General features: G+C 68.4%; 18 protein-coding genes and 1 pseudogene. 6 read left to right on the top strand and 13 right to left on the bottom strand.

Annotated features, from left to right (window positions below; all coding sequences use genetic code 11):
- Positions 1-75: 75 nt before the first annotated feature.
- Positions 76-2,019, top strand: a complete 1,944-nt coding sequence (locus VEC04_RS05110) for a PAS domain S-box protein (RefSeq protein ID WP_324774499.1) — start codon at positions 76-78, stop codon at positions 2,017-2,019.
- 1 nt (position 2,020) lies between these two features.
- Here the strand turns inward: VEC04_RS05110 and VEC04_RS05105 are convergent, their stop codons facing one another.
- The gene (locus tag VEC04_RS05105) at positions 2,021-3,475 is read right to left on the bottom strand and encodes a helix-turn-helix domain-containing protein (protein WP_324774497.1); all 1,455 of its coding nucleotides are present in this window, start codon (positions 3,473-3,475) and stop codon (positions 2,021-2,023) included.
- Positions 3,476-3,627: 152 nt separating this feature from the next.
- Here VEC04_RS05105 and aceA point away from each other — a divergent pair, with 152 nt between their 5' ends.
- Both aceA and VEC04_RS05095 read left to right on the top strand, forming a co-directional pair.
- Positions 3,628-4,920: an isocitrate lyase gene (gene aceA / locus VEC04_RS05100; protein WP_324774495.1), complete on the top strand. Its 1,293-nt coding sequence runs from the start codon at positions 3,628-3,630 to the stop codon at positions 4,918-4,920.
- Positions 4,921-4,932: 12 nt separating this feature from the next.
- Positions 4,933-5,142 (top strand): hypothetical protein, encoded by a 210-nt coding sequence (locus VEC04_RS05095; RefSeq protein WP_324774493.1) that lies wholly within the window; start codon positions 4,933-4,935, stop codon positions 5,140-5,142.
- 10 nt (positions 5,143-5,152) lie between these two features.
- Here VEC04_RS05095 and VEC04_RS05090 read toward each other — a convergent pair whose 3' ends face one another.
- The 6 genes and pseudogenes from VEC04_RS05090 to VEC04_RS05065 form a co-directional block, all read right to left on the bottom strand.
- Positions 5,153-7,447, bottom strand: coding sequence for an ATP-binding protein (locus VEC04_RS05090; RefSeq protein ID WP_324774491.1), 2,295 nt, complete (start codon positions 7,445-7,447; stop codon positions 5,153-5,155).
- A 63-nt stretch (positions 7,448-7,510) separates the two neighbouring features.
- Positions 7,511-8,134 carry a M23 family metallopeptidase gene (locus tag VEC04_RS05085; protein ID WP_324774489.1) on the bottom strand — a complete coding sequence of 208 codons (624 nt, stop codon included), beginning with the start codon at positions 8,132-8,134 and terminating at the stop codon, positions 7,511-7,513.
- Between the two features lie 265 nt (positions 8,135-8,399).
- Complete coding sequence (locus tag VEC04_RS05080) at positions 8,400-10,223, bottom strand: autotransporter domain-containing protein (protein WP_324774488.1); 1,824 nt, start codon at positions 10,221-10,223, stop codon at positions 8,400-8,402.
- Positions 10,224-10,311: 88 nt separating this feature from the next.
- Positions 10,312-11,556, bottom strand: coding sequence for a phosphoglycerate dehydrogenase (gene serA / locus VEC04_RS05075; RefSeq protein WP_324774530.1), 1,245 nt, complete (start codon positions 11,554-11,556; stop codon positions 10,312-10,314).
- A gap of 120 nt (positions 11,557-11,676) precedes the next feature.
- Positions 11,677-12,195, bottom strand: a pseudogene (locus VEC04_RS05070) (HAD family hydrolase); the annotation flags it as partial.
- 444 nt (positions 12,196-12,639) lie between these two features.
- Positions 12,640-14,046, bottom strand: a complete 1,407-nt coding sequence (locus VEC04_RS05065; protein WP_324774486.1) for an SDR family oxidoreductase — start codon at positions 14,044-14,046, stop codon at positions 12,640-12,642.
- Between the two features lie 151 nt (positions 14,047-14,197).
- On the opposite strand from VEC04_RS05065, the gene VEC04_RS05060 reads away from it, so the two are divergent.
- The 3 genes from VEC04_RS05060 (at position 14,198) to VEC04_RS05050 (ending at position 18,789) form a co-directional block, all read left to right on the top strand.
- Complete coding sequence (locus tag VEC04_RS05060) at positions 14,198-15,127, top strand: Hsp33 family molecular chaperone (protein WP_324774484.1); 930 nt, start codon at positions 14,198-14,200, stop codon at positions 15,125-15,127.
- 779 nt (positions 15,128-15,906) lie between these two features.
- Positions 15,907-17,457 (top strand): type II secretion system protein GspD, encoded by a 1,551-nt coding sequence (locus VEC04_RS05055; RefSeq protein ID WP_324774482.1) that lies wholly within the window; start codon positions 15,907-15,909, stop codon positions 17,455-17,457.
- A 252-nt stretch (positions 17,458-17,709) separates the two neighbouring features.
- Complete coding sequence (locus VEC04_RS05050; protein ID WP_324774480.1) at positions 17,710-18,789, top strand: S8 family serine peptidase; 1,080 nt, start codon at positions 17,710-17,712, stop codon at positions 18,787-18,789.
- Positions 18,790-18,909: 120 nt separating this feature from the next.
- Here VEC04_RS05050 and phoB read toward each other — a convergent pair whose 3' ends face one another.
- The 6 genes from phoB to VEC04_RS05020 all read right to left on the bottom strand — a co-directional run.
- Positions 18,910-19,599 (bottom strand): phosphate regulon transcriptional regulator PhoB, encoded by a 690-nt coding sequence (phoB, locus tag VEC04_RS05045; RefSeq protein ID WP_324774478.1) that lies wholly within the window; start codon positions 19,597-19,599, stop codon positions 18,910-18,912.
- Between the two features lie 16 nt (positions 19,600-19,615).
- Complete coding sequence (phoU, locus tag VEC04_RS05040) at positions 19,616-20,338, bottom strand: phosphate signaling complex protein PhoU (protein ID WP_324774476.1); 723 nt, start codon at positions 20,336-20,338, stop codon at positions 19,616-19,618.
- Positions 20,339-20,347: 9 nt separating this feature from the next.
- Positions 20,348-21,211 (bottom strand): phosphate ABC transporter ATP-binding protein PstB, encoded by an 864-nt coding sequence (gene pstB, locus VEC04_RS05035; protein WP_324774474.1) that lies wholly within the window; start codon positions 21,209-21,211, stop codon positions 20,348-20,350.
- A 4-nt stretch (positions 21,212-21,215) separates the two neighbouring features.
- A complete protein-coding gene (gene pstA / locus VEC04_RS05030) occupies positions 21,216-22,526 on the bottom strand; it encodes a phosphate ABC transporter permease PstA (RefSeq protein ID WP_324774472.1) in 1,311 nt (436 codons plus the stop codon).
- The gene (gene pstC, locus VEC04_RS05025) at positions 22,519-23,949 is read right to left on the bottom strand and encodes a phosphate ABC transporter permease subunit PstC (protein WP_324774470.1); all 1,431 of its coding nucleotides are present in this window, start codon (positions 23,947-23,949) and stop codon (positions 22,519-22,521) included. The genes pstA and pstC overlap by 8 nt, the downstream gene beginning before the upstream one ends.
- A gap of 105 nt (positions 23,950-24,054) precedes the next feature.
- Positions 24,055-24,351: sensor histidine kinase (locus tag VEC04_RS05020; RefSeq protein ID WP_324774468.1), on the bottom strand; the 297-nt coding region annotated here is incomplete at its 5' end.

Here is a 24,351-nt window from a genome sequence, read left to right as displayed (position 1 = left end):
CGGGCGGAACCGTCATGGCCAGCCGGCGTTATCGGCAGTTCCGTGAGCGTACGGGGGCGCCGGGGGGGCGGATGCATGGGTACATCAGAAGTGTCGGATACACTTCCCGTCGTCGAGGACCGGTATCGGCTGCTGGTCGACGCCATCACGGACTACGCCATCTACATGCTGGACCGCGACGGCTTCGTCACCAGCTGGAACCCGGGCGCGCAGCGCTTCAAGGGCTATCAGCCATCCGAAATTCTGGGTGAGCATTTCTCCCGGTTCTACACCGCCGAGGACCGTGCGACGGACCTGCCGGCGCGGGCGCTGCGCACCGCCGCCGAGGAAGGCCGCTTCGAGCACGAGGGCTGGCGCGTCCGAAAGGACGGGGAACGTTTTTGGGCCCACGTCATCATCGATCCGGTGCGATCGCCGTCAGGGGAACTGGTCGGGTTCGCCAAGATCACGCGCGATCTGACCGAGAGGAAGAAGGCGGAGGAGAGCCTGCGCCGCAGCGAGGAGCAGTTCCGGCTGCTGGTCCAGGGCGTGACCGACTACGCCATCTACATGCTGGATCCCACGGGGCGGGTGAACAGCTGGAACGCCGGCGCCGCGCGGATCAAAGGCTATGCCCCGGACGAAATCATCGGGGAGCATTTCTCGCGGTTCTACACCGATGAGGACCGGGTCACCGACGAACCGGCGAAGGCGTTGGCGACGGCGACCGAGGCGGGGCGGTTCGAGAAGGAAGGCTGGCGGGTCCGCAAGGACGGCAGCCGCTTCTGGGCTCACGTGGTCATCGATCCAATCCGAAACGACGCCGGCGCGATCATCGGTTTCACCAAGATCACCCGCGACATCACCGAGCGGATGGAGGCGCAGAAGGCCCTCGAGGAGGCGCGCGAGGCCCTGTTTCAGTCCCAGAAGATGGAGGCGGTGGGTCAGCTGACGGGCGGCATCGCCCACGACTTCAACAACCTGCTGATGGCGGTGCTGGGCAGCCTGGAACTGGTCAGGAAACGGGTTCCGTACGACCCCCGCATCACGCCGTTGATCGACAACGCCATCCAGGGCGCGCAGCGCGGCGCCGTTCTGACCCAGCGCATGCTGGCCTTCGCCCGCAAGCAGGAACTGAAGATGGAGGCGGTCGACGTCCCGTCTCTGGTCCGCGGGCTGATGAATTTCCTCGACCGGACGATCGGTCCGAACATCGAGGTCAACATGCGGTTCCCCAGCGAACTGCCCCGGGTGCACACCGATCCGTACCAGCTCGAGGCGGCGCTGATGAACCTGGCGGTCAATGCGCGTGACGCCATGCCGCGCGGCGGTTCGATCACCGTCAGCGCCCGGCCAGAGCGGATCCGCCAGCATCCCGCGCTGGCGCCTGGAGATTATGTCCGGCTGGTGGTCGCGGACACCGGCGAGGGTATGGACGATGCCACCCTGGCCCGGGCCACGGAGCCGTTCTTCACCACCAAGGGCGTGGGCAAGGGCACCGGGCTGGGGCTGTCGATGGTGCATGGTCTCGCGGGGCAGTCCGGCGGCTGGCTGACGCTGAACAGCCGTCCCGGGGCAGGAACCCAGGCCGAACTCTGGCTGCCGGTGGTGAGCGCGGACGTCGCGGCCGCTACGCAGGGGCAGGACGGCGACGGACTGGCCAAGGCCGGGCGCCGGCTGCTGATCCTGGCCGTCGACGACGACAGTCTCGTCCTGACCAACACCGCCGCCATGCTGGACGACCTCGGCCACGAGGTGATCGTCGCCTCGTCCGGCAAGGAAGGTCTGGAAGTCTTGCGCAGCCGACCGGATATCGACCTGATCATCAGCGACGAGGTCATGCCGAACATGACCGGCTCGCAGTTCGCGGAGGCGGTGCGGCGCAGCCACCCGGATCTGCCGGTCATCATCACCTCCGGTTTTGCGGATCAGGCGCCCGGCGCCGATCCGCGCCTGCCGCGGCTGGCCAAACCGTTCGGCCAGAGCGATCTTGCGGCCTTCGTCAATGAGGCGCTCGAAGAGATGGCGCCGGCCTCCTGACTCAGCTGCGCCGGGCAGCGCCGGCAAAGGGATATGGGCTGACCGATTTCGACCAGTCGTCCACCGTCAGCGGCCGGTCGACCGGCGGGGCAGCCCTCTCGGCGCAGGGATGACGGTGGCACAGGCGGCAGGCGGGGCCGATCGGCGTCACCTCTGGCGTCGCCAGATCAAGGCCGCGCGCATAGACCAGCCGATGGGCGTGCTTCAGTTCGCAGCCGAGGCCGATGGCGAGGTCCTGGCCCTCGGTGAAGGCGTCGTGGCCCTGACGGTCGACGGTGCGGGCAAGGGTGAACCAGCGCTGACCTTCCTTGCCGTCCTGGGGCGGGGTTTCGATGATCTGGGTGACGATGCGCCCCGGCGTACGGAAGGCGCTGTGCAGCCGCCAGCGCGGACATGCCCCGCCAAAGCGAGAGAAGGGAAAAGCGCCCGAAGCGAACCGCTTCGAGACGTTGCCCGCCTGATCGACCCGCATCAGGAAGAACGGCACGCCGCGCGCGGTCGGCTGCGACAGGGTGGTCAGCCGGTGGGCCGCCTGCTCGAAGCTGACGCCGAACCGGGCCTGGAGGCGCGCGAGGTCGTAACCGGTCGCTTCGGCCGTCTGCCGGAAGGCGCCGTAGGGCATCAGGACGGCGGCGGCGAGGGTGTTGGTCAGGGAGACCTTGAGCAGGCGACGCGTCGGCTCGTCAGGGGCGCCTGCCGCGTCCGTAAGGGCGGTCAGGTCGGCGTCATGCTCCGACAGGGCCAGCTGGAAGGCGACGGCGAAGGCCCGGGAGGAGGGACCCAGCGTCTCCGACAGCAGCAGCCGCTTGCGATGCGGGTCGTAGCGTCGGGTCCATTCGACCATGATCTCGGGCGGCAGGGTGCGGATGTTCAGGCCGTGGCGCGACAGCAGGCGGGCGCGGGCGCGGGTCTCGAAGGACTCTCCGGGCGTCTCCGCCTCGAGGAGGGCGGACAAGGCTTCGCCGAGGGCATCCAGCTCGGGAAAGTGGTTGCGCCGGCCCTGGACGTATTCCCGGACCCAGTCCGCCGGCGTCTCGTCGCCCGCGCCGCCGGTGACGTCGGTCTCGGCCCGGTCGCGGGCCCGACGGTCGGCGAAGGCGCGATAGAGGCGCAGCAGGGCGTCAGCGGCGGCGGGCTGATCCTCGGCCATCTGGACGATCTCGTGGCGCGGCACGGCCAGACCCTGAAACAGCGGATCCGCGAAAGCCTCGGCGAGTTCGGACTCGGTCGCGGGACCCCCGGACTGACCGAGCGTGCGCAGGTCGACGTCATAGGTTTCGGCGAGCCGGAGCAGCAGTTGCGCCGAAACGGGGCGCTGGTTGCGCTCTATGTGATTGAGGTAACTCGGAGAAACCCCGAGGTCAGCCGCCATGGCGGTCTGGGTGAGCGCCAGATCGCGCCGCAGCCGTTTGAGGCGGCCTCCCAGGAACAGCTTGCGGTCGGCGGTCGCTTCCATCGATGCACGATGTCATAAAATGACTTAACATTAAATGTCATAATATGACGAAGTGACGCGAATAAGCGGCAAAGGCTGTGTCATTCGTGACTGTGGGGTGTTCTCCTCCCGTGACCCGCGGCCCCGGCCGAGAACGCGCAGAGACATCGACCATGACCAGCTTCTCAGATCTCGTCCCGGCGCCGGCCGGCCGCTTCGACGGCGTTGAGCGTCCCTATACGCCGGAGGATGTGCTGCGCCTGCGGGGTTCGCTGCCGATCACCCACACCCTGGCCGAGCGGGGCGCCAATCGCCTGTGGCAACTGCTGCACGAGGAGCCGTTCGTGAACGCCCTCGGCGCGGTGACCGGCAACCAAGCCATGCAGATGGTCCGCGCGGGGCTCAAGGCCATCTATTTGTCTGGCTGGCAGGTTGCGGCCGACGCCAATACGGCGGGGGCCATGTATCCTGACCAGTCGCTGTATCCGGCCAACGCCGCGCCCGAACTGTGCCGCCGTATCAACCGGACCCTGCAGCGCGCCGACCAGATCGAACACGCTGAAGCCAAGCCGGGCGAGGGGGCGAAGCGGGACTGGTTCGCTCCCATCGTCGCCGACGCCGAGGCCGGATTCGGCGGGCCGCTGAACAGCTTCGAGATCATGAAGGCCTTTATCGAGGCGGGGGCCGCAGGGGTGCATTTCGAAGACCAGCTGGCCTCCGAGAAGAAGTGCGGCCATCTCGGCGGCAAGGTGCTGATCCCGACACAGGCGCACGAGAGCAACCTGATCGCGGCCCGGCTGGCCGCCGACGTCATGGGCGCACCGGCCCTGATCGTGGCCCGCACCGACGCCGAGAGCGCCCAGCTGATCACCTCCGACATCGACGAACGTGATCACCCGTTCATCCGCCGCGACGACCGGACGCCGGAAGGCTTCTTCCGACTGGAGCCCGGCACAGGACTCGACCACTGCATCGCCCGCGGCCTGGCCTATGCGAAATACGCCGACGTACTGTGGTGGGAGACCTCGCACCCGGATCTGAACGACGCCCGTCGCTTCGCCGAGGCGATCCAGGGCGAGCATCCCGGCAAGCTGATGGCCTACAATTGCTCGCCCTCGTTCAACTGGAAGGCCAAACTGGACGATCCGACCATCGCGCGGTTCCAACGCGAGCTCGGGGCCATGGGCTACAAGTTCCAGTTCGTGACCCTGGCGGGCTTCCACAGCCTGAACAACGCCATGTTCGAGCTGGCCGACAGCTACCGCGACCGGGGCATGGCGGCCTATTCCGAGCTGCAGCAGCGCGAGTTCGCCAACGAGGCCCGCGGCTACACCGCCACCCGCCACCAGCGCGAGGTCGGCACCGGCTATTTCGACCAGGTCGCCACCGTCATCTCGAACGGCCGCTCGTCGACCACGGCCCTCAAGAATTCAACCGAAGCCGCCCAGTTCGTGGCGGCGGAATAGCAGGAGAAACCCATGGAACCCATGTCCCGGCCGCAGGCGATCATCGACTTCTGCCTCGCTCCGCTGGCTCTCGACACCGGAACGGAGGCCGAACGCGAGGTGCGCCGCCGGCTCGAGCACGTCATCAAGACCTTTCAGCAGCGTGCGGCGCGGCCGGTCGCGGTGGACTTCTCGTCGATGCCCTCGCAGGTCATCAACGAGGCGGCGCACGGCTACGAATAGACGGGATCGGTCAGGCGGCCATCGACTTGGCCGCGGCCCGGGGCAAGGCGACCACAAGGTTCAGCAGTTCGGCGGCGTCGAACGGCTTGGGCAGGTGCAGGTCGGCGCCCGCGGCCTCCGCGGCGCTGACATGTTCCGGCAGGGCGTTGGCGGTCAGCATGACGATCGGCGTCCGGTCCAGCCCCATGGCCGCTTCGTGCAGACGGATCTCCCGCGTCGCCGTCAGCCCGTCCATGACCGGCATCTGCATGTCCATCAGGACCAGGTCGTAGTCGGCGTCGCGCAGGGCCTGGACCGCCTGCGCGCCATCCTCGACCGAGGTCAGGGCCACGTCGGCCTGGGCCAGGATCATCTCGACCACGCGGCGGTTCACTGGGTGGTCGTCGGCCAGCAGCACACGGATGGTCCCGCGCGCACCGGCTTCGTCGTCGGCCAATCCGCCCGCCACTGTCGCCGGTGTGTCCGCCACCTTGAAGGGCACCGTCAGGATGAAGGCCGAACCGCCGCCGGGCTCGCTCTCACAGTCCAGATCGCCGCCCATCATCTCCGCCAGCTGGCGGGAAATGGCGAGGCCGAGCCCTGAGCCGCCGAATTTGCGGGTGATGGCGCCGTCGGCCTGTTCGAAGCGGCTGAACAGACGTTCGCGGGTCTGGCAGTCGAAGCCGATGCCGGTGTCCTCGACGGAGAAGCGCAGGGTCGGGGCGCCGTCGCGCGACGGACCGGTGGCGGCTGTCAGGCTAACAAAGCCCTCGCCGGTGAATTTGACGGCGTTGGAGACCAGGTTGGTGAGGATCTGCTTCAGGCGCACGACGTCGCCGGCGATCCAGCGGTCGACCTCGGGGGCGATCTCGACGAAGAACTGTAGCCCCTTTTCGCGCGCCGACGCTTCATAGAGCTGGGCGGCGTCGCGCACCGCGCGTCCGAGGTCGAACGGCTCTTCCGACAGCTCCATCCGGCCGGACTCGACCCGGGCCAGATCGAGGATGTCGCTGAGCAGCACCTGCAGGGTGCGGCCCGACGACTGGATCAGTTCGAGCATCTCCGACTGCTGCGGAGTCAGGCCGGTGTTGGCCAGGGCCTGGGCGAGGCCGATGACGCCGTTCAGCGGCGTGCGGATCTCATGGCTCATGTTCGCCAGGAACTGGCTCTTGGCCGCGTTGGCCGCCTCGGCCGCGTCGCGCGCCTCGACCAGCGCCTGGGCGTCGTTCTTCAGATCGGTGATGTCGGTGCAGACCGTTACGATCCCGCCGGCCGCGGTGCGGCGGTCGGCGACGCGCAGCCAGCGGTCGCCCGCGATCCGCTGCTCCATCATGGCCGACAGCGCGCGGCGGGAGTTCATCCGTTCCGCTATCCACTCGGCCTCGCGGCCCTTGGCCTCGGCGTAGAGGCCCTCGTTCAGTCCGATCTGGATGATCTGGCGGAAGGTCATCCCGGCCTGGAGGTTGGATGACAGCTCCGGGTTCACCTCGTCATAGCGGTTGTTCCACAGCACCAGGCGGTCGTCGGCGTCGAAGAAGGCGAGGCCGTCCGGCATGGCGTCGATGGCTTCGCGGATCTGGTTCAGGGCGCTGGAGCGGGAGAAATACCCCATCCAGGCGACCGCGCCGGCGACGGCGACGATGCCCATCACCATGACGGTCAGCACCACCAGCATGGTCGAGGCGGAAAAAGTGGGCCCCACGCCGCCCGTGGCCGAGATCGTGGCCGGCGCGACCGCCATGGCGCTCATGGCCGTGAAATGAAGGATGATGATGGACACGGCGCCTGACACGCAGGTGCCCGCAAAGCGCGCCACGCCCTTGCCGTAGACGACGGCGCCGGTCACCAGGGCCATAGCGAGGCCGCCGACAACCGCGGCGCCGGCGAGGACCGGGTCCCAGCCGACGGCGCGTCCCGGCAGTTCCAGCGCGGCGATACCGACAAAATGCATGGCGGCGACGCCCGACAGGCCGACCATGCCGCCCAGTCCGCGATAGAGGCGGCTGTCCCTGGCCAGCAGGATGACGGAGCCGAGCGCCACGCCTCCGACCCCGAGGGCCAGCGATACGAGCGTCAGGGCCAGACCGTAGCGAACCTCGCCGCCGGCGTCATAGCCCTGCATGGCCACGAAATGGGTCGAGAAGGCCGCCACCCCGCCCACGACCGCGCCGAGCAGGGCGACTTCGCGCCGCCGGGCCCGTTGAAGTGCGCGGGCCTCGACCAGCAGCCGGAAGGCGGTGCCGAGCCCGAAAATGCACAGCACGCCGGCCGCCAGCGTCCAGCGCCAGTCGTGCTCAATCGTCAGGCAGTAAAGGATACGGTCCAAGTCGCCCCCTTATGACCGGACAGCATCCGATAAAGGGGTGAAGAAACCGTGGCTGTGCGCGCCCTAGACGGTGGTCTCGACCTCGATCTCGAACTCCTGTCCGAGCACCGAGGTTGGATTGACCTGGGCATGGTCGCGGCGGACTTCGAAATGCAGGTGCGGTCCGGTGGAGCGACCGGTGGAGCCGACCAGTCCGATACGCTCGCCGGAGGCCAGACGATCGCCCCGGGACACGTCAACGCGGCTCAGGTGGGCGTAGAGGGTGCTCATTCCGTTCGGATGGCGGACCTCGATGAAGCGGCCGTAACCGCCCGCATCATAGCCCGTGCGCAGAACCTCGCCCTCGCAAGCGACGAAGACGCTGGTGCCCTGCGGCGCGGCCATGTCGACGCCCTTGTGCTGACGCGCGGCGGGCTCGCCGGCGAGGCGGCGCAGGCCGAACGCCGAGTTGATGGCGTAGCCCTTCAACGGGGCCACGAAGGCGATCAGGCGGGTCATCGGACCGGCCGGACGGGCGACGGCGGTCACCGGAGGCGCCTCCGGCACGGCCGGAGCGACTTCGGTGGAAGCGTAGTACGGCTCCGGAGTCGGAGCGGCGGCCATGGCGAGCACGGCGACCGAGGCCAGCGCGGCGGCTTGACCGGAATGAAACAGGAACGACCGGGCGGTCGGCAACAGGCGTCGCATGGCGGCGTCAGCTCCGTCTTTTCGGCTCAAATTGAGCAGTGAAGGCGCCGACGGGCCGCCACTTGGCGACGCTCTCGGCCGGCGACCGGGAGGACGCTTTTTCTACGGGCCGGGCTGGGCGACTTTGGGGCCGAAAAGGTTCCCTCGGGGTGACAGGAGGTCGCAGCGGAGCCGTGGAAACCCCAAGGTTTTCAGCAAAATCCACGTATACGAAAAAGGCGCGCTACCCGAAGGCGGCGCGCCTGATCCGGATATCCGCCGTGGCTTACTGTAGCGGCAGACGGAAGGTGACGGCGCCCACATGGCTGTCCGCGGCGTCGCCGAAACGGCCGCGGTAGCCGAGTGAGACCGTGCCCGGTCCGACATCGGCCTCGAGCCCGGCGGAGGCGATCAGGGAGCCGCCGAACGGGTCGTCGAACTCGCGCTCCAGCACCTGGGCCGGGTTGCCGGCGATGCCGACCCGCACCGCATCGCTGCTGTCGCCGAAGCTGTCGCGGTAGCCGCCCTCGACCCAGAAATTCAGGCCGTCGCCGCCGCCCTCGGCGCGCAGCGAGACTTCCCCGCTGCCGGCCTGCACGGTGCGGTCCTCGTACTGGTACTGCGCGGCCGCGCCCTGTTCGACATAGCCGTTGACGTCCGTGGAGACGAAGTTGACCGCGATGCGGGGCGACAAGGCGATGCCGCCCATGTCGAACCATGTGCCGGCCTGCACCCGGGCGCCGAGGCTGCCGCCGTTGGTTTCACCGGTGTGGACGATCGGCGCCAGCGATGTCACCCGCCTGATGTCATCGTAGTTTTCGATCGAGCCCCCGACGGTGGCGTTGACGAACATGTCGCCCGCGCGCCATCCGGCATAGAAGTCGAGGGCGTAGGACTCGACGTCGAGGGACATAGGTCCGGCTTCGATCTCTGCGGTGCGGAAGGTGCCCGCCAGGCCGAAACGCGCCGTTTGGGACATGACGTGGTCGAGGCCGAGGCGTCCGCCCCAGCCGGTGGCGTCGGACGCCGCCACGACGCCGCGGGCGTCGGTCTCGACGCTGTCGTAGATCGCCCCGAAGGCCAGGTGGGTTCCAGCCTCCCACTCTCCCCGGGCCGACAGACCCTCGCTGGCGAGGTCCAGCAGGTCCTCGCGCTGGCGGAAGCCGGTCTCGGCCTGCACCGTCGACTGGGCGCCGAGGTCGCCGTAGTAGAGGTAGTCGTTGGCCAGGGCCGCGATCAGCTGGTGCCCTGCCGCCGTCGGGTGCACGTTGTCCCAGTACAGATAGCTGTCCGGGTCGGCGCAGACGGTGACGCCGTTGAAGCACGGAGCGGTCACATTGCTCAGGCCGAAGGCGCCCGGGTTGCCCGCCAGCACGGCGCCGATCTTGTACAGGTCCATCATGATGATGTTGCTGTCCGGATTGTTCCCGGCGACCGTGAAGAGGCCCGTCAACAGCGCCGAGTTGAAGGTCGTGGCCGAGAAGTCCGCGAGCGCCGATCCGGAAGCCCCGATGTTGCTGGCCGAGAATTGCGGGGTGAGCCCGAGACGCGGCAGGTTGGTGACCAGGATGGTGCCGGCGCCGGCGCCGGCCACGCTATTGACGATGAAGTTGATGTCGCCGGCCGCTGCCGTGGCCACGGCCTGCATGGTCGACTGGGCGGTCAACGGGTTCGCCGCCGCGCCGGGGAAGGCCTGGAAGATATTGTTGGCGCCGCCGAGGACGCTGACCAGGTCATTGGCGCCGAAGGCGCCGCCGCCGCTGGTGTAGGCCAGCAGCTGGTTGCGCATGCCGGGCGGCAGGGCCGCGTTGTCGGTGCGGGCGCCGCCGAAGGCGTAGTTGACGCTGCCGGTCACCGGCGCGCCGGCGGTGTAGCGCCCGGCGTTGAAGCCCAGCAGTTCGGTGAAGACCGGCCCGTTCGAGAACCGGCCCTGGTAGTAGGGCGGCGAGGTTGGCTGGCCGAGGATGGCGTAGAGATTGCCGTTGTCGCTCAGGCTGTCGCCGAACACGACCAGCCGGCCGTAGGTCTGGGCGCTGGCGGTGGATGCGAACGCGCCGACGGCGGCGACGGCCAGCGCGGCGGCGGCCGCGTTGCGCAGGAAACGAGACATCGATGATCCTCCCTCGGCCGTCAGATGCGACCGTTGCAAGCACTCTGCGCGGGTTTTCGGCGTGCGCAAGATGCCGCCGGGGAAGCTTTCAGTGCAGCATCCGGAAGCGCAGCGTCCCCGCCACACTCTTCAGCGCCTTCAGGGCGGCGGGATCGTAGTCGCGATCGACGTCGGTGATGACGTAGCCGGTGCGCTCGTCGGTCTTGAGGTGCTGGCCGAGGATGTTCAGCCCGGCCGAGGCGAGGGCCCGGTTCAGCTCGGCCAGCACGCCGGGCTGATTGCGGTGGATGTGCAGGATGCGATGGGCCCCGGTCACCTCGGCCAGTTGCACGTTCGGCAGGTTGACGCAGAAGGTGGTGTCGCCGCGGTTCAGATAGGCCAGCAGGCGCTCGGCCGCGAACTCGGCGATGGCCTCCTGCGCCTCCTCGGTCGAGCCGCCGATGTGCGGGGTCAGGATGACGTTCTTCAGGCCGCGCAGGGGGCTGTCGAACGGATCGGCGTTGGTCGCCGGCTCGTCGGGAAAGACATCGATCGCGGCGCCGCCGATGCGACCCGAGCCCAGGGCCTGCGCCAGGGCGCCGACGTCGACGACGTGGCCGCGCGACAGGTTGAGCAGCAGGGCTCCGGGCTTCATCCGCGACAGCTCGGCGGCGCCGATCAGGGCGGTGTTCCCGATCCGTCCGTCAACATGCAGGCTGACCACGTCGCTTTCGGTCAGCAGGGCGTCCAGCGAGGGCATGCGCCGGGCGTTGCCGAGGGCCAGCCGCTCGGTCCGGTCATGGAAGATCACCCGCATGCCGAGCGCCTCCGCCAGCACCGACAGCTGCGACCCGATGGCGCCGTAGCCGACGATGCCCAGCGTCTTGCCGCGCAGCTCGCGCGCGCCGGTGGCGGACTTGTTCCACTCGCCGCGGTGCATGGCCGCCGACTTGTCGGTGACGTCGCGGAGCAGGGCGATGGTCAGGCCAACGGCCAGCTCCACCACCGAGCGGGTGTTGGAATAGGGGGCGTTGAAGACGGCCACGCCGCGTCCGGCGGCGGCCTCGAGGTCGATCTGGTTGGTCCCGATGCAGAAGGCGGCGACGGCCATCAGCCTGTCGGCGGCGCCGAGGACGCGGGCGCTGACCTGTGTCTTGGAGCGCACGCCGAGCACATGCACGCCCCTGACGCGCTCGATCAAGGCGTCCTCGTCGAGCGCGCCCTTGGCGGTTTCGACCTGGTAGCCGGCTTCCTCCAGGCGCTGGACCGCGGCCGGATGGACATTCTCGAGCAGCAGCATCCGCATGCGGCTGCGCGGATAGGACCAGCGGCCGGAGAGGCCTTCGAGGTGCAGGAGTTCGTCGATCGAGGCGGCCTCGGCGTCGGCGGCGGCGACGGCGCGCTCGCGGCGGACCACCTCGGTGAAGGCGTAGAAGCGGTCGGCCACGCCCGCCTGTTTGACCTCGGCGTCGGTCCAGCCGTCGCCGACCATGACGACCGGGCGGGTCAGGTCGATGGCCTTCAGCGCCAGCGCCTTGCCGAAGGGGGCGAGCAGGGGGCTGTCGGCAACGCCCGCGACCCGGTCGCCGTCATAGACGAGGTCGTTGGCGATGACGCGGTCGGCGGAGACGCCGAGCGCCTGGGCCACGCCGGCGATGACTTCGCGAAAGCCGCCGGAGACGATGACCAGCCGGTCGGCGTGGTCGCGGAAGAAGGCCCGGTTCCGCTCCACCGAGGCGGTCAGGCGGCGGACGGCGTCCCCCGCCAGCTGCCGGACGTGGCCGCGGGTCAGGGGCAGCAGGGCGAGGCGTCGCTTCAGGGCCTCCGCGAACGGCAGCTCGCCGGACATGGCGAGGTCGGTCAGCCGTTCGATCTCGACCCGGACGGAGGAGGCGTCGGAGCGGCCTTCCAGCGCGATTTCGGCCAGAACCTCGAGCGTCTCGAAGTCGACGAGCGTGGAGTCGAAATCGAAAACCCAGGTCGCGTCAGCCATGGACGGGAGCTTGGCTTACCTTCGCACCTGCAGCAACGGCCGTATTCCAGCCGGGTGAAATCCGGAAAAAACGGTGTGGCAGAGTCGGCAGAGTCGGCAGGGTCTGCAGAAATTCGCTGTGGCAGAGTCGGCAGAGTCTATATCGGCGCGCCTGCGGCGGTGCGGCGGGGATGCGATTGTCCAAGTCCGGCGCCTGCCGGAGCGACAGGACGAGCGGCATTATGCGCCCGCTGGTTTGTGCGGCGGGAAAATCGCGTCGAGAAAATCCGATGTGTCTGGAAAGGCGGGAGGTCTTCCGCGCTATCGGACCATAATTCCGCGGATTGCCAGCAGAGCGACGGCCTGACGGGAGGCGGGTTTCATCAGCGGCAAGAAGACGCCGGCCGGCCCCTTCAGGCCGACCGGCGCACATTGGGCAGACTGTTTGGTCAGAAACGAAGCAGATCAGAAGCGACCGAGGCTGCGCAGCTTGCTGTCGGGACGCCGCGCATCCAGCGCCGCCGCGCCGACAGCCGCGGCGATGGTGGCCAGGGCGAGGATGGCGCCGCCTTCCTTCGCGTGGTCGCGCGCGTAGGTCCCCGCCTCAGAGGCGTAGTGGCGGGCCCGCTTGCCGTGCTTCTTCAGGGCCTTGCGCGAGGTATGGCGGGTGTCGTGCAGGAATCGCCGCGAGCGGTGACCGGCCTCGTCGCCGAACTCGGCGGCGCGTTCGCCGACCTCGCTGACGCCGCGCCGCATCGTCTCCGTCAGATCGTCGAACCGGCTGCGCAGGCCGCCGGCGCCGATCCAGCCGCGCGGGTTGAAGCGTCCGCGCAGGCTTTCCAGCCGGGTTGGGCCGGTGCGCTGGTTGAGCAGCAGGGTGGCCAGGCCGACGCCGGCGAGAACCGCCACCACGCCGGCGGTGATGCCCGGATGCTTCCTGACTTCAGCGAGGGCGGAGAATTGTCGGACCATGGGATAGTAGACCTCTTCGTCGAGACCGTCGTCGGTCGGGTCATAGAGCCCGTCCTCGTCCGGTTGCCACGCGGAACGCCTGTCCCGCATCAGGCTAGGAGCGAACCGCGCGAAAAGAGGTTCCGCCACGCCGGGCAGGGCGGAATAGAAACTGGCGATCAGCCAGCTGCCGCCGCCGACGGTGATCTCGCGGATCGGGTGTTCGGCGCAGTAGAGGATGGTGTCGGCTACCACATGGGTCGCATAGACCGGCTGCGGGTTCTGCATGGCCTGGCCGGTCAGGTTCCGGGCATGACGGTTGTAGGGGGTGTCTATGGCCCCCGGCTTGACCAGGCTGACGGTGATCGGCGCCTGCTCGCGCATCAGCTCCATGCGCAGGGCGTTGGTGAAGCCCTTCACCGCGTGCTTGGAGGCCGAATAGACCCCCTGCACCGGGATCGGCGCGTCGGACAGGACGGAGCCGACGTTGATGATCGCTCCGCCGCCGGGCCTCTCGCGCAGATGCTCCGAAGCGATCAGCGAGCCGTTGACGACGCCCCAGTAGTTGGTCTCGAACAGCCGCCGCTGATCCTCCAGCCTCGTCTCACGGATGACGCCGAAGATCGACACGCCGGCATTGTTCACCCAGGTGTCGAAGCCGCCGAACAGCCGCACGCATTTCTCGGCCGCCTCCTTGAGGGCGTCGTGGTCGGCCACGTCGGCCACCGCCCAGGCCGCGCGGGCGCCGGTGGCCTGAAGCTCTTCCGTCAGCGCCCTGAGGTCCTGCTCGCCGCGTGCGATCAGGAAGACGCAGGCGCCCGCACGGGCCGCCCGTCGGGCCACCGCCAGACCGATGCCGGAGGTCGCGCCGGTGATCACGATGGCCTGCTGTTTCAGGGGCTTGAGCGTCGCTTTGGTCATGAAATCGCCGGCTGGACAGGTTCGACAGGGGCCTTCTGGAACGGGACCGCGACCCCGCCGGTTCCTCGTCTAGCACGCCGCCCTTACCAATCGCGATACGGGCGCCTATCTTGCGGCGCTTCCGAACAACCGCCGCTTTTCGAGGACCGCCGTGACCGATCACGCGCCCGCCGCTCCCCACGGCGCCCCATTGGCCGACAATCTCGCCGCCGCCTTCCAGATCGAGGGCTGGCCGGTGCGCGGCCGGCTGGTCCGTCTGGGCGAAACCATCGACGCCATCCTGTCGGCCCATGCCTATCCGGAGCCGGTCGCGGCCCTGCTGGGCGAGGCCTGCGCCCTGGCCGCACTGATCGGCTCCAGCCTGAAGTTCGAGGGCCGGCTGATCGTCCAGGCGCAGGGCGACGGCCCGGTCCGCTACGTGGTCGCCGACTACGACACCCAGGGGCATCTGCGCGGCTACTGCCGCTTCGACGAGGCCGAGGTCGCCGCGGCCTCGCAGGGGTTCTCGCGTCCGGGCGCGAAGACGCTGCTGGGCGAAGGCCTGTTCGTGATGACGCTTGACCGTGGCCCCGACTTCGAACGCACACAGGGCATCACGCCGATCGAGGGCGAGAGCCTGTCGCTGGCGGCCGAGCACTATTTTCAGCAGTCCGAGCAGATCCCGACCAAGGTGCGGCTGGCGGTCGGTTCGGTTACGTCGGACAAGGGCACGGCCTGGCGGGCCGGCGGGGCGCTGATCCAGCTCATCGCCGGCGACGCCGCCCGCGGCTCGACCGAAGAGGCGTGGGACCGGTCGCGGGCCCTGTTCCAGACCTTGGGCGACGACGAGCTGATCGACCCGACGGTGACGCCGGAGACCCTGCTGTTCCGGCTGTTCCACGAGGACGGGGTGCGGCTGGAGGATGCGCGCGCCCTTCAGGCGGTGTGCCGCTGCTCGAAGGACCGCATCGGCACGGTGCTGGGCTCGTTCAGCCCGGACGAGCGGGCGGAGATGGTCGAAGCCGACGGCAAGATCCGGGTGACCTGCGAGTACTGCGCGACGGTCTACGAGCTCGAGCCGGAAGATGTGGGGGAGGGGTAGGAGCCGGTTGGCGGGCGACCTTACCCGGCGAGCCGGAACCGGATCGTGAACCGGGCCCTGACGCCGGGTGTGGCGGTCGCCATGAGAGCTGGCGCGACGGGTGGGGGCTCCATCGCCGCGAGAGCGGTCGCGCCGAAGCTGGCCCCCGGGGCTCTCCGACGGGACGCGGGGTTCCCCGCCAGGCGGCCCATGCTCAGACTTGGGCGTCAAAATCTGGAGGGCGCCGGCGGACCTTGGGGCCCCTTTATTGAGTCGATGGCGTCCCTCGTCAGGGTCGCTGTCGAGCTGTCTCGCGAGGACGTCAGGCTACGGCTGGCGACCAAGAAGATGGCGACCATTCGGCCGCCCAAATCCCACGAATAGTCCGCCGACCTGATCGTGCGGATCGGATTGACCGCGCCCTCGATGTTCAGCGCGCCGCGAAGCCGGCCGACGCAGACTTCAAGGATGCGGAGTTCGACGTAGAGGTCGGAGCCCCGGGACGGCCGGCCGCTCGTCGCGCGCCATCTCATACCCCAATAGTCAAGCTTAAGACCTGGGATGGTGAATCCCAGTCTATCCGCCGCCTGCGGTGCTGGAAACAGCCTAGAGTGAGGCGAGATTTTGGCGGGAAAGGCTTAAACGAATTTGCTTGAGATTATTGACTCCGTTAATCTCGTTTCAGTAGGAAGTGTACGCTCGCCTACACTTTGATCGGGGGGTTGTAATCGATACTGCGTGCACTAGGCTGACCCTCTTGCGGTGTGGGTCAAGATCAGTTGCAAGCGTATAAAACGGTAGTGTTCCGCTGGGCGGCCAGTGTGTTGATGGCGGCCAGCGTGCTTTTCGGCGCGGTTCCGGGTGCGGCCCAAACGCCGTCGGTGCTGGAGGAAATGTCGCTGATCACCCAAGGGGCGGATCAGGCGGGCTTCCTGTTGCGCTTTTCACCGACCGAGCCGCCCTATGCGGCGGTGAACGCCAACCCGAGGCGGCCCGAAGTGGTGTTGCGTTCGACGCTACGGGCCCCGCGTGCGGCTGTCCCCAGACTCCCGAACGGCCTGGTCCGACAGGTCGCTTTCGACAGTGCGAACGGCGATTTGAGGGTCACGTTCAACACCTCCGAGCCCGCCTCCGTCACGGTCGAGCCCGCCGGAGACCGGGCGTTCCAGGTCATGGTGAGGAGGATCAGCGAAGAGGAAGTCGCCGGCGTTCGCCCCCTCGGATCCACGGGCGAGGCGGTCGTACCGGCGAGCGACCTCCCGGCCTATGCCCAGACCGCTCCGGTGGGCGGCGACGTCTCGGGAGACGCGTCCGAACTCGTGCCCCTGAGGTACGCCGACGTCAGCGAAGTGATCGGCCTGCTGATCGAAGGCCACACCATCCAGCCCAACAACGTCTTCATCCGGCGCGAGCCGGGCTTCGGATCCGTGGGGTCGAGCACGCAGCAGAATTTCAGCAACGGCGTCGAGGCGCAGCGTGAGAGCGTGCCGCTGGGCGAGTCTTTCCCGGGGCAGGGCCTGGCGATCGACCGGCGACTGAACGCCATCTGGATCACCGGCACCCAGGAGCGGATCGCCCGGGTGAAGGAGCAGATCGCGCTCATCGACATCCCGGTGGACTCGGTCATCCTGGAGACCCAGTTCGTCGAACTCACCGAACAGGGCGTGCGCAATCTGGGCATCGACCTGAACAATCCCGCCGGTCAGATCGCGGTTGGAACCCTGCAGACCGGGGCGAACCTTCCCTTCGGGCTCGATCCCGAGATGACGCTGCCTTCCGGCGCCTTGCAGGCCAGCATCTACGCACAGGTGCAACTCGGCGAGGGCCGTATCGTGTCCCGCCCCCGCATCGCCGCGCAAAGCGGCGGGACCGCCAAGATCATCACGGGCGACGCCCTGCCCATCCTGACGTCGATCGCCTTGTCCGGAGTCAACGCCGTCTCCCAGCAAGTTCAGTATGTGAATGTCGGGGTGACGTTGCAGATCGCGCCGCGCGTGAGTTCCGACGGCTTCGTGACCTCGCAGATCTACTGCGTGGTCTCGTCGGTGACCGGATTTTCTCAGGGTTATCCGACGATCAGCCAACGCGAGGCCGAGACTTCGGCCTCTGTGCGCGACGGCGAGACGTTCGTCATCGGCGGGCTGACCCAGGAGAATACCCTCACCACCACCTCCCGGGTGCCCCTGCTCGGAGACGTTCCGCTCGTCGGGAATCTCTTCCGCGTCGATCGTTCGACGCGGTCGAAGACCGAGCTCTACATCATCATCACGCCGCGTATCGTTCGGCACCGACGGTTCGAGAACCAGTCGGATGCGCGCCTGCTCACCAGTGAGGCGCCGCAGCTGCAATAGTCCGGGTTCAGTACATATCGAGAAGAGAACTCATGATCCCGGAGCATTTGCTTCGAGCAACAATATTGCGTGCCAAGTAGTCTGCAGAGTTAACCTACAATATTTGCCTGTGACAGAATCTTTTCGTCGACAAGGCGAAAAGTTGTTCATAGCATCGACTCAGTTGTGGCGGATGAGCTTGACCGTATCCACAACGTAGAGGGAGTTGATGTGTTGAAACTTACAGTCTTAGGTATTGCGAGCGTTTCCTTGATGGCCTTGGCCCTGCCGGCCCAGGCACAGGAAGCCGGGGATGTCGTTCCCGGCAGCTACGTCTGCGTGTTCAAGAAGAACACCGTGTCCCGCGGAAACGCCCAGGCGGAAGCCAACCGGGCGGCCCAGGCAGGCGGCGGCCGGGTGAAGCACGTCTACAGCGTGGCCATCCAGGGCTTCGCCGCCGACCTGCCGCCGCAGGCGCTCGAGCGCGTCACTGCGGCCAATCCGAATATCGCCTATTGCGAACAGGATCGGGTCTTCTCCATTCCTCCGGTCAGGGCTGAAGCGAGGCCCGGCGGCGGCGGAAGCGTTCAGCCCGCGCAGGAGACCCCGTGGGGTATCGCGCGCGTCAACGGTGGCGCCGCCGGCGCGTTCGGCACCGCATGGGTGATCGACTCGGGCATCGACCTCGACCATCCGGACCTCAGGGTCGATGTCGCGCGCAGCCGCAGCTTCCTGTCCAATGACGCCTCGCCGGAAGATCTGAACGGCCATGGCACCCACGTGGCGGGCACGATCGCCGCGCTGGACAACACCATCGGCGTAATCGGAGTGGTGCCGGGAGCCTCGGTGGTCGCGGTCCGCGTGCTCGATCGTCGCGGCAGCGGCACTACCTCGGGGGTCATCGCCGGCGTCGACTATGTTGCCCAGTACGGCCGCTCGGGCGACGTCGCCAACATGAGCCTCGGCGGCGGCGTCAGCCAGGCGCTCGACGATGCGGTGGTGTCGGCCGCGTCGGGCGGCGTTCGCTTCGCCCTCGCCGCCGGAAACGAGAGCGACAACGCCAACAACCATTCGCCGGCCCGCGCCAACGGCCCGAATGTCTACACCGTCTCGGCCTTCGGCGTTGGCGACCGGTGGGCGTCCTACTCGAACTTCGGGAATCCGCCGATCGACTATGCCGAGCCCGGCTCGTCGATCAAATCGACCTGGAAGGATGGCGGCTACAACACCATCAGCGGCACCTCGATGGCCACGCCGCACCTCGCCGGCCTTCTGCTGGCCGGCGCGGTCCGCAATGGCGGTCCGGTGGCCGGGGACCCTGACGGCAATCCCGACCCGATCGGCGTCAGGTAAGACGTCTCTGACGCGTTGAGTGTGAGGAGGGGCGGTCAATCGGCCGCCCCTCTGTCACGTTCGGGGGCCGACCCGGCAAGGTTCAGCCCCTACCGCGCTCCGGCGCGATCGCCCTGGTTCCTAACCCCCCAGATCCAGCGAATAGCCCGCTGAGCGCACCGTCCTGATCGGATTGACCGTGCCCTCGATGTTGAGCGCCTTGCGCAGGCGGCCGACGTGGACGTCGACGGTGCGGGCCTCGACGTAGACGTCCGAGCCCCAGACGGCGTCGAGCAGCTGTTCGCGGCTGAACACGCGGCCGGGGTGCTGCATCAGGTGGTCGAGAAGGCGGAACTCGGTGGGGCCGAGGTGGATCTCGGTCCCGACGCGGCGGACGCGGTGGGCGACGCGGTCGATGACGATGTCGCCGTGGGACAGGCGGTCGTCAGCCAGGCCCGGGCGGATACGGCGCAGCACGGCGCGGATGCGGGCGTTCAGCTCGACCATCGAGAAGGGCTTGGTCATGTAGTCGTCGGCGCCGGTGTCGAGGCCGCGCACGCGGTCGCTCTCCTCGCCGCGCGCGGTGAGCATGATGATCGGCAGGTTGCGGGTCTCGGCCTTGCCGCGGATACGCCGGCAGACCTCGATGCCGGACAGCTTGGGCAACATCCAGTCGAGCAGGACGAGGTCGGGCATGCGCTCCTCGATCTGCAGCATGCCCTCCTCGCCGTCGGCGGCGATGACGACCCGATAGCCTTCCTTCTCGAGGTTATACTGGACCAGGGTGGCCAGGGCGTCCTCGTCTTCCATCACCAGAACATAGGGCTGCACGGCGGTTCTCCGGGATTCAGGCGGTCGTCGGCGCTTCGGGCGTGTCTTCGGCGGCGTCGGGGTTCCAGCGCGGGCGCTCGCCCGTGAACTCCTCGCCGGTGATCTCGTAGTGGATGGTCTCGGCGATGTTCGTGGCGTGGTCGCCGATGCGCTCGAGGTTCTTGGCCATGAACAGCAGGTGGGTGCAGGCCCCGATCGTGCGCGGGTCGCCCATCATGTAGGTCAGCAGCTCGCGGAACAGGCTGTTGTAGTGCTCGTCGACCTCGTCGTCGGTGTTCCAGACGGCGATGGCCCGGTCGACCTCGCCGGCGGCGTAGGCATCGAGCACGTCGCGCAGGCGCATGGAGACCAGCTTGCCCATCCTCTCGATCGACCGCGTGAGCGGCTGCATCGGCTCGCCCTCGGCCAGGACCAGGCCGCGCTTGGCGATGTTCTTGCCGAGGTCGCCGGTGCGTTCGAGGTCGGTCGCCAGCTTCATCGCCGACAGGGTGCGGCGCAGGTCGGAGGCGACCGGCTGGCGCAGGGCGATCAGGCGGATGGCCTTCTTCTCGATTTCGCGGTGCAGGGCGTCCAGCCGGGCGTCGCGCTCGACCACGGAGCGGCCGAGAGCGACGTCGCGGCGGGCGACGGATTCGATGGCGTCGGCGACCTGGGCCTCGGCCAGGCCGCCCATGCGGGCGACCTCGGCGGTCAGCTGGTCCAGTTCGTCGCCATAGGCCTTGACGGTGTGCTGGGTCATGGGCGGGTCCTAGCCGAAGCGGCCGGTGATGTAGTCGAGCGTGCGCCGCTCGCGCGGATTGGTGAAGATGTCCTCGGTGTCGCCCATCTCGACCAGCCGGCCGAGGTGGAAGAAGGCGGTGCGCTGGCTGACGCGCGCGGCCTGGGCCATGGAGTGGGTGACGATGACGATGCAGTAGCGCTCGCGCAGCTCGTCGATCAGCTCCTCGATCTTCGCCGTGGCGATGGGGTCGAGAGCCGAGCAGGGCTCGTCCATCAGGATGACCTCTGGCTCGACCGCGATGGCGCGGGCGATGACCAGCCGCTGCTGCTGGCCGCCGGACAGGCCTGTGCCGGGCGAGTGCAGCCGTTCGGCGACCTCGTCCCACAGGCCGGCCCGCTTCAGCGAGGCCTCGACGATGCCGTCCAGCTCGTCCTTGCCGTCGGCGAGGCCGTGGATGCGGGGGCCGTAGGCGACGTTCTCGTAGATGGTCTTGGGGAAGGGGTTCGGCTTCTGGAACACCATGCCGACGCGGGCGCGCAGCAGCACGGGATCGACCGACCTGGCGTTGACGTCCTCGCCGTCGATCTCGATGCGGCCGACGACACGGGCGCCCTGGATGGTGTCGTTCATGCGGTTCATGGTCCGCAGGAAGGTCGACTTGCCGCATCCCGACGGGCCGATCAGGGCGGTGACGGTCTTGTCCGCGATGTCCATCGAGACATCGTGCAGGGCCTGTTTGTCGCCGTAGAAGACGGACACGTCACGCGCGCAGATCTTGACCGGCGCATTTGGGTCGGCGCTGTGCAGGACCGGGGGCGGGACCACCACCGACGCTTCGGCGGAAGGGCCGCCGTGGGCGTCATCCGGGGCGCGGAAAAGATTGAATCTCATAGGCTTACCACCGGCGTTCGAAATGCCGCCGCAACAGAACGGCGGCGGCATTCATGACGATCATGAAGGCCAGGAGAACCATGATGGCCGCTGCCGTGCGCTCGTGGAACGCGCGCTCGGAAGCATTCTCCCAGATGTAGATCAGCGAGGGCAGGGCCCCCGAGGGTTCGGTCACCGCGTGCGGAATCCCCGGCACGAAGCTGACCATGCCGATCAGCAGCAGCGGCGCCGTCTCGCCCAGCGCGTGGGCCATCGAGATGATGGCGCCCGTCATGACCCCCGGCATGGCCAGCGGCAGGGTGTGATGGAACACGGTCTGGGTCTTCGACGCGCCCATGGCCAGCGCCGCCTCGCGGATCGAGGGCGGCACCGCCTTCAGCGCCGAGCGGGTGGCGATGATGATGGTCGGCAGGGCCATCAAGGCCAGCACCAGACCCCCGACCAGCGGGCTGGCCCGCGGCAGATGCATCCAGTTGATGAACAGGGCCAGCCCCAGCAGGCCGTAGATGATCGACGGCACGGCGGCGAGGTTGTTGATGTTGACCTCGATCAGATTGGTCAGCCGGCCCCTGGGCGCGAACTCCTCCAGGTAGAGGGCCGCGCCGACGCCGAGAGGCAGGGCGATCAGGGCGGTCACCAGCAGCATCAGGGCCGAGCCGACCACGGCCCCCAGCACGCCGGCCAGCTCGGGTTCGGTCGAATCGCCCTTGGTGAGCAGGGCGCTGTTGAAATGGCCGGCGACGAGGCCGTCGGCCTTCAGCCGGTCCAGCCAGCCGATCTGCTCGTCGGAGAGGCGGCGCTGCTCGGCGGGTGTCTCGAGCGTGATCTCGCCCTTGAAATAGAGGTCAGCGTCGTCGGCCAGCGGCGCGGCGATCGACACGGTCTGGCCGATGAGCCCCGGGTTCTTCTGGATGCGGTCCGCGGCGACGAATTTGAGCTCGGACGAGAACAGCCCGCGCATGGCCGTGGCTTTCGTGCCCGCGGCGTCGTCCTGCACTCCCAGGCGAGCCAGCTGCTGCTCGGCGACCAGCAGTTCGAAATTGGTCCCCTGCGGGTAGGCGCGGTCGATCCGGGCCGGGTCCATGTAGACCGGCACGGCCACGGAATGGGCGTAGAAGGCCGTGTGCCCCTGTTCGAAGATGCGGCCGAGCAGCAGCAGCAGGAAGCCCACGGCGACGCCGATGGCCAGCAGGCCGTACAGCTTGAAGCGCCGTTCGCGGGCGTAGCGCCGCTTCAGCCCCGCCCGCAGGCGGTCGGTGTGCGCGGCCCCGGCGAGGGGCGCCGGCTGGTCGGGAGTGATGGCCGCGTCAGTCATACTGCTGCCGGTAGGTGTGGACGATGCGCTGGGCGATGATGTTCAGCGCCAACGTCACGAGGAAGAGGGTCAGGCCGAGCCCGAAGGCGGCCAGGGTCTTGGGGCTGTCGAACTCCTGGTCGCCGGTCAGCAGGGTGACGATCTGCACGGTCACCGTGGTCACCGTATCGAGCGGGTTCAGGGTCAGGCGCGCGGCCAGGCCCGCCGCCATGGTGACGATCATGGTCTCGCCGATGGCCCGCGACATGGCCAGCAGCATGGCCCCCGCCACGCCGGGGAGGGCGGCGGGCAGCAGCACGCGCTTGACGGTTTCGGACTTCGTCGCCCCCATCGCGTAGGAGCCGTCGCGCAGCGACTGGGGCACGGCGTTGATGATGTCGTCGGACAGGGAGCTGACGAAGGGGATCAGCATGATCCCCATGACCGCGCCGGCGACGAGCGCCATCTGGTTCTGGACCAGCATCAGATACTGGCCGACGCCGTCCAGCGGCCCTCCGACCAGCGCCGCGCCGATTGCGTTGAAGAATTCGCGGAAGGCCGGGCCCACCGTCAGCGCGGCGAAGAAGCCGTAGACCACGGTCGGCACGCCCGCGAGGACCTCCAGCACGGGCTTCACCGTGGCCCGGAAGACCGGTCCGGCGTACTCCGACAGGTAGATGGCCGCGAACAGACCGACCGGCGCGGCCACGGCCATGGCGATCAGCATGATCAGGAAGGTGCCGGCGAACAGCGGCAGGGCTCCGAAGGCGCCGGTCGAGCCGACCTGGTCGGCGCGGATGGCCGTCTGCGGGCTCCACTGGGTCCCGAACAGGAATTCCGTGATCGGCACGGAGGCGAAGAAGCGGATGGAGTCGAACACCAGGGAAGCGATGATTCCGACGGTGGTCAGGATCGCGACGGCCGAACTGGCGAACAGCAGGCCGACGATCCAGCCCTCGACCCGGTTGCGCGCCCTCAGGTCAGGGCGAATGCGGCGGAAGACGTAGAATGCCCCGGCGAGGGCCGCCAGCGCCGCCAGGACCAGGCCGGCCAGTTCCAGCATCCAGCTGATCCGGGCGACGCGGGCGCCCTCGGCCGGCAGCAGGTCGGCATAGGGGGCGGCCCAGATCTGCGCCGCCGGCTGCCCGGCCCCGACCGAGCGGGCGTCGGCGAAGAAGGCGGAGCGGCGGAGCGGGTCCAGCTCGCCGACGGCCTCCGGCGCGCCGGACGAGATCAGGGCGGCTTCGATCGACGGGGTGACGAGCGCCGCCGCGATCAGCACGACCACCGCCGGAAACACCGTCCAGATCAGGGCCCAGGCGCCAAATTGGCCAGGGCGCGAATGCGCCCGCTCGCCCCGCTGACGCTGTCGCGCCAGCAGACGCGCCCCTGCCCAGGCGGCGACCGCGGCGACGAGCAGAATCGGCAGGAAGAGCAGGATCATGCGGGTCCGGGCCGGGGGAATCGAACGCCCGGGGACGCCCCGTCGTTCGCGGCGGAACCTGCCCGGGAATGGTCAGCGGATTACGACGGCCGCGTGACAGTTCTGTTACGCCGCCGGACCTTTCGGGGCCGCCACCGGGAAGTAGGCCGTGAACCTTGAGCCGTGACCCGGAGCGCTCTCGACCGTGAGGCCGCCGCGGTGGCGGTTGACGATGTGCTTGACGATGGCGAGGCCCAGGCCCGTGCCGGCCCGCTCGCCGCCGCTCTTCTGGCCCTCGACCCGGTAGAAGCGCTCCGTCAGCCGGGGCAGATGCTCGGGCGCGATGCCGGGGCCGTAGTCGCGCACCGACAGCTGGACAGCCTGTTTCGCCCCGCCGGATGCATCGAGGCGCCTGAGCTCGAC

The sequence above is a fragment of the Brevundimonas sp. genome (assembly GCF_035626535.1).
GTDB lineage: Bacteria > Pseudomonadota > Alphaproteobacteria > Caulobacterales > Caulobacteraceae > Brevundimonas.
Note: the sequence above shows the minus strand (reverse complement) of the source record. Positions and strands in the feature narration are given on the sequence as shown.